4 protein-coding genes are annotated in these 3,722 nt (G+C 67.3%); all 4 read right to left on the bottom strand.

Annotated elements, in window-relative coordinates; translation table 11 throughout:
- Positions 1–530, bottom strand: a 530-nt coding sequence (locus WA805_RS29995) for an ABC transporter ATP-binding protein (RefSeq protein ID WP_425244005.1), incomplete at its 3' end; no start/stop codon positions are given.
- Positions 530–1,387: an ABC transporter permease gene (locus WA805_RS29990; protein WP_424558621.1), complete on the bottom strand. Its 858-nt coding sequence runs from the start codon at positions 1,385–1,387 to the stop codon at positions 530–532. The genes WA805_RS29990 and WA805_RS29995, both read right to left, overlap by 1 nt.
- Positions 1,375–2,313 carry an ABC transporter permease gene (locus WA805_RS29985; RefSeq protein ID WP_424563235.1) on the bottom strand — a complete coding sequence of 313 codons (939 nt, stop codon included), beginning with the start codon at positions 2,311–2,313 and terminating at the stop codon, positions 1,375–1,377. The genes WA805_RS29990 and WA805_RS29985 overlap by 13 nt, the downstream gene beginning before the upstream one ends.
- 10 nt (positions 2,314–2,323) lie before the next feature.
- Positions 2,324–3,478: an ABC transporter substrate-binding protein gene (locus tag WA805_RS29980; RefSeq protein ID WP_424558622.1), complete on the bottom strand. Its 1,155-nt coding sequence runs from the start codon at positions 3,476–3,478 to the stop codon at positions 2,324–2,326.
- Positions 3,479–3,722 lie beyond the last annotated feature (244 nt).

Here is a 3,722-nt window from a genome sequence, read left to right as displayed (position 1 = left end):
TCGATCGCCAGCGCCCGCGCGAGCGCGACGCGCTGCTGCTGGCCGCCGGACAGCTGGTGCGGGTACTGGGCCGCCTGGGCGGACAGGCCGACCATGTCGAGCAGCTCGGCGGCCTTCCTGCGGCGCTGCGCGGCGGCGGTCTTCCGCATGCGCAGCCCGAAGCCGACATTGTCCAGCGCGCTCATGTTCGGGAACAGGCTGTAGCTCTGGAACACCATGCCCATGTCCCGCTTCGCGGCGGGCACTCCGGACACGTCCTTGCCGTTCACCAGCACCTCGCCAGAGTCGGCGAATTCGAACCCGGCGACGATCCGCAGCGCGGTCGTCTTGCCGCACCCGGACGGGCCGAGCAGGGCGATGAGCTCTCCGGGGGCGATGTCGAGCGACATGCCGTCGAGGGCCTTGGTCGCGCCGAACGCCCTGGTCAGGTTCCGCAGCGACACGGGCGTGCCTTCCGCGGAACCGCTGGCCGCGGCGGGCGGCGCGTAGACCCCGGCCGTGGCGCCGGTCTCGTTGGCCTTGGCAGTCATCAGTTTCCTATCGTCTGTTGGGGAGCCACGGTGAAGAGCGTCACCTCGCCGCCGCCAGTGCGGCGGGACTGGCGGGTGGCGATGACCGTGATCAGCATCAGGAAGACCCAGGTCACGAACAGCGCGAAGATCGAGGCGGCGACCGAGATCTGCGCGTTCTCCTGATCGAACAGCACGATCCATACCGGGAACGTCTGCTTCAGGTCGAGGCTGGCCATGGTGAACTCGCCGAGCACCAGGGCGACGATCAGGATGGTCGCCGCGGTCACCGCGGTGCGCATGTTCGGCAGGATGACCCGCCACATCGTGGACAGCCACCCGGCGCCAAGCGAGCCCGCCGCCTCGGTGAGCGTCTTGACGTCGATCGCCCGCAGGCCCGCGTCGAGGGCCCGGTAGGCGAACGGCATCGCGAGGATCACGTACTCGAGGGCGAGCAGCCATACGCTGGCCCGCAGGGCCAGCGGCATCACCTGCAGCACGCCGATGATGAGCACGACAGGGGGGATGACGATCGGCAGGATCGTGACGCCCTCGAGGAGCCGGCGCAGCCCCGGCATCCGCAGGTGCACGTAAACCGTGGTGGGGATCATCAGCAGCATGGAGACGATCCAGGTCACCGCGGCCAGCCTGATCGACAGCCACAGCGACGAGCCGAATCCCGGCGTGGTGAAGACATCCTTGAAACCCGACAGGCCCGCGAACCGGAGCGCGGCGTACAGCGGCACCACGAAGTAGACGCCGGCGATGAGCAGGATCACCCACCGCCAGATGGCCGGACGGTCCTGCGGCCTGCGCCGCTTCTTGCTGTTATCAGGCGATATAGCCTGTCCGGCCGCGGCCGGCGTTAGCGTAGCCATTTCGCCGCCCTTCGCTGGAACAGAACGTAGAAGACCATCAGGATCGCGATGATGACGACCATGCCGAGGGACAGGGCCTTGCCGACGTTCTCCTGGCCGGCGAGCACATTCCCGTTGAGGAACGTGCCGATCTGGATGGAGGTCAGCGGGATCGTCCCGGTGGTCAGCGCCTCCGCGGTGGCGTAGGCGGCGAGCGCCGAGCCGAACAGCACTATCAGGCAGGACATGAACGACGGCAGCAGCACCGGGCCGCCGACGTACCGCCAGTACTGCCAGGACCGCGCGCCCATGTTCTCCGCCGCTTCGCGCCACGCCGGGCGGAGGCCCTCGAGCGCGGGCAGGATGATCAGCACCATCAGGGGGATCTGGAAGTACATGTAGACCAGGGCGACGCCGGACAGATCGTACAGGCTGAAGCCCAAGTTGTAGATGTTCAGCCCGAGGTCACTCAGCCAGCCGGTGACGAGGGCGGACGATCCGAGCGAGGCGATGAACAGGAAGGCCAGCGGGACGCCGCCGAAGTTGGCGAACACGCCGGACGCGGTGATCACCACCCGGCGCAGCGAGGCGGCGCCGCGGCCTCGCGCGGTGAAGATCGCGTAGGCGATGAGCAGCCCGAACACTCCGGGGATCACGGAGGCGATCAGCGACAGGATCACTGACTGCTGGAACCCGTGAAGGTAGGAGCCGTGCACGGCGGTGTTCACGTTGGACCACGTGAACGCGTTGGTCTGCGGGTTCTGGAAGGCGCCGATGACGATCGCGACCACCGGGACTATCAGGAAGATCGCGATGTAAGCGAGGAAAGGAATGATGCCCGCGTACCTGGCGAGGCTGCGCACCGGCTTGGGCGCGTTGCGCAACGAGAGGAAGCGGCGAACCCCGGGGTCCGTGTCGGACCCCGGGGTCGTGACCACATCGGTCATGTCAGCCATGTCAGCCGGAGACAGACGGCCATTGCTGGGCGACGACATTACCTGCCGTGGTCTGCTGTGCCGAGGTCGGCAGCTGCAGGGTCGAGCTACTGCCTGGCACGGACGGCAGCGCGTCGTACGCGGTCTTGTTGACCGTGCCCGCGGCGACCATGGCGCTCAGCGTGATCGGGCGGGTCGAGCCCGCGAGGAAGAGGTTCTGGCCTTCGGTCGAGTACAGGTACTCCTCCCACAGCCGGGCGGCGGCGGGGTCGGGCGCGGTCGCGCTGATCGCCTGGTAGTAGTAGCCGGCGTACACGCCGTCCGACGGGATCACGATCTTGAGGTTCTTGACCACCGGCTTGACCTCAGAGTTCAGCAGGTAGTCCCACCAGATCAGGATCGGGGTCTGGCCCGACTGCACCGTGGCCGGGGTGCCCTCGACCGGCACGAAGTTGCCGGCCGCCTTGAGGTCCTTGAAGTAGGTGACGCCGGGGGCGATGTCGGCCAGCGAGCCGCCGTTCGCCAGGGCCGCGGCGTAGACGGCGGCGAACGCGGACCCGGTCTGGGTCGGGTTGCCGTCGATCGCGACCTGGTTCTTGTACGAGCCGGTGAGCAGCGACTTGAACGAGGTCGGCGCGACCTTCACCTTGGACGGGTCGTAGCCGATGGCCACGTAGCCGCCGTAGTCGGCGTAGTACTGGCCGGTGGCCTCCTTGGCCGCGGCCGGGATGTCACTCCAGGTCGAGACCTGGTAGGGCGCCCAGTAACCGTCCTGCGCGCCGGTGACGGCGAACGAGCCGCCGACGTCAACGACGTCCGGGGCGCTGCTCTGGCCCTTGAGCTGCTTGACCGCGTTCAGCTCGTCCTGGCTGGAGCCCTCGGGGTTCGCGTCAGTGATCTTGATTCCGTACGTCTTGGTGAAGCCGGCCATGATCGCGCCGTAGTTGGCCCAGTTGGAAGGCAGCGTGATGACGTTCAGGTGCCCTTCCTTCTTGGCCTCGGCCACCAGCGCGCTCATGCCGCCGCAGGCGGCGGCCGAGTCGCACGTGGTGAAGTTCGCTGCGCTGGCGCTGCTACCGCCGCTGCTGCTTGTGTTCGCGGATGAGCTGCTCGAGCTGCTCGAGCTGCTGCACCCGGCGGCGAGCACTACCGTCCCGATCGCGGCGACGGTCGCCACGATCGCCCTCTTTGTACGCAAAGTCGTCCCTCCCACGCCGCCCCCCGGAGGTAAGCGGACCTTGTCATCTTGGCTAGACAAGTGCTCATGGTTGCGAACGACAGTTAACGGAAGGTTGCTGGATCATGGACCGCAGCCGTCCGTCTTGTCGCGATTTATCCCCTAATTCTCGATCGGGTTTAACCAGCTCAGTCCCGGTTCCGCAGGCCAGTCCCACCAGCCCCGCCAGTTCATGCTCACCGCA

It is taken from the genome of Trebonia sp., assembly GCF_049794275.1.
GTDB lineage: Bacteria > Actinomycetota > Actinomycetes > Streptosporangiales > Streptosporangiaceae > Trebonia.
This window is presented reverse-complemented; position numbering and strand designations above follow the sequence as displayed.

Excerpts from the sequence above, each read along its gene's own strand:
- WA805_RS29990 (WP_424558621.1), bottom strand. The coding sequence starts at position 1,387 with ATGGCTACGCTAACGCCGGCCGCGGCCGGACAGGCTATATCGCCTGAT.
- WA805_RS29985 (WP_424563235.1), bottom strand. The coding sequence starts at position 2,313 with ATGACCGATGTGGTCACGACCCCGGGGTCCGACACGGACCCCGGGGTT.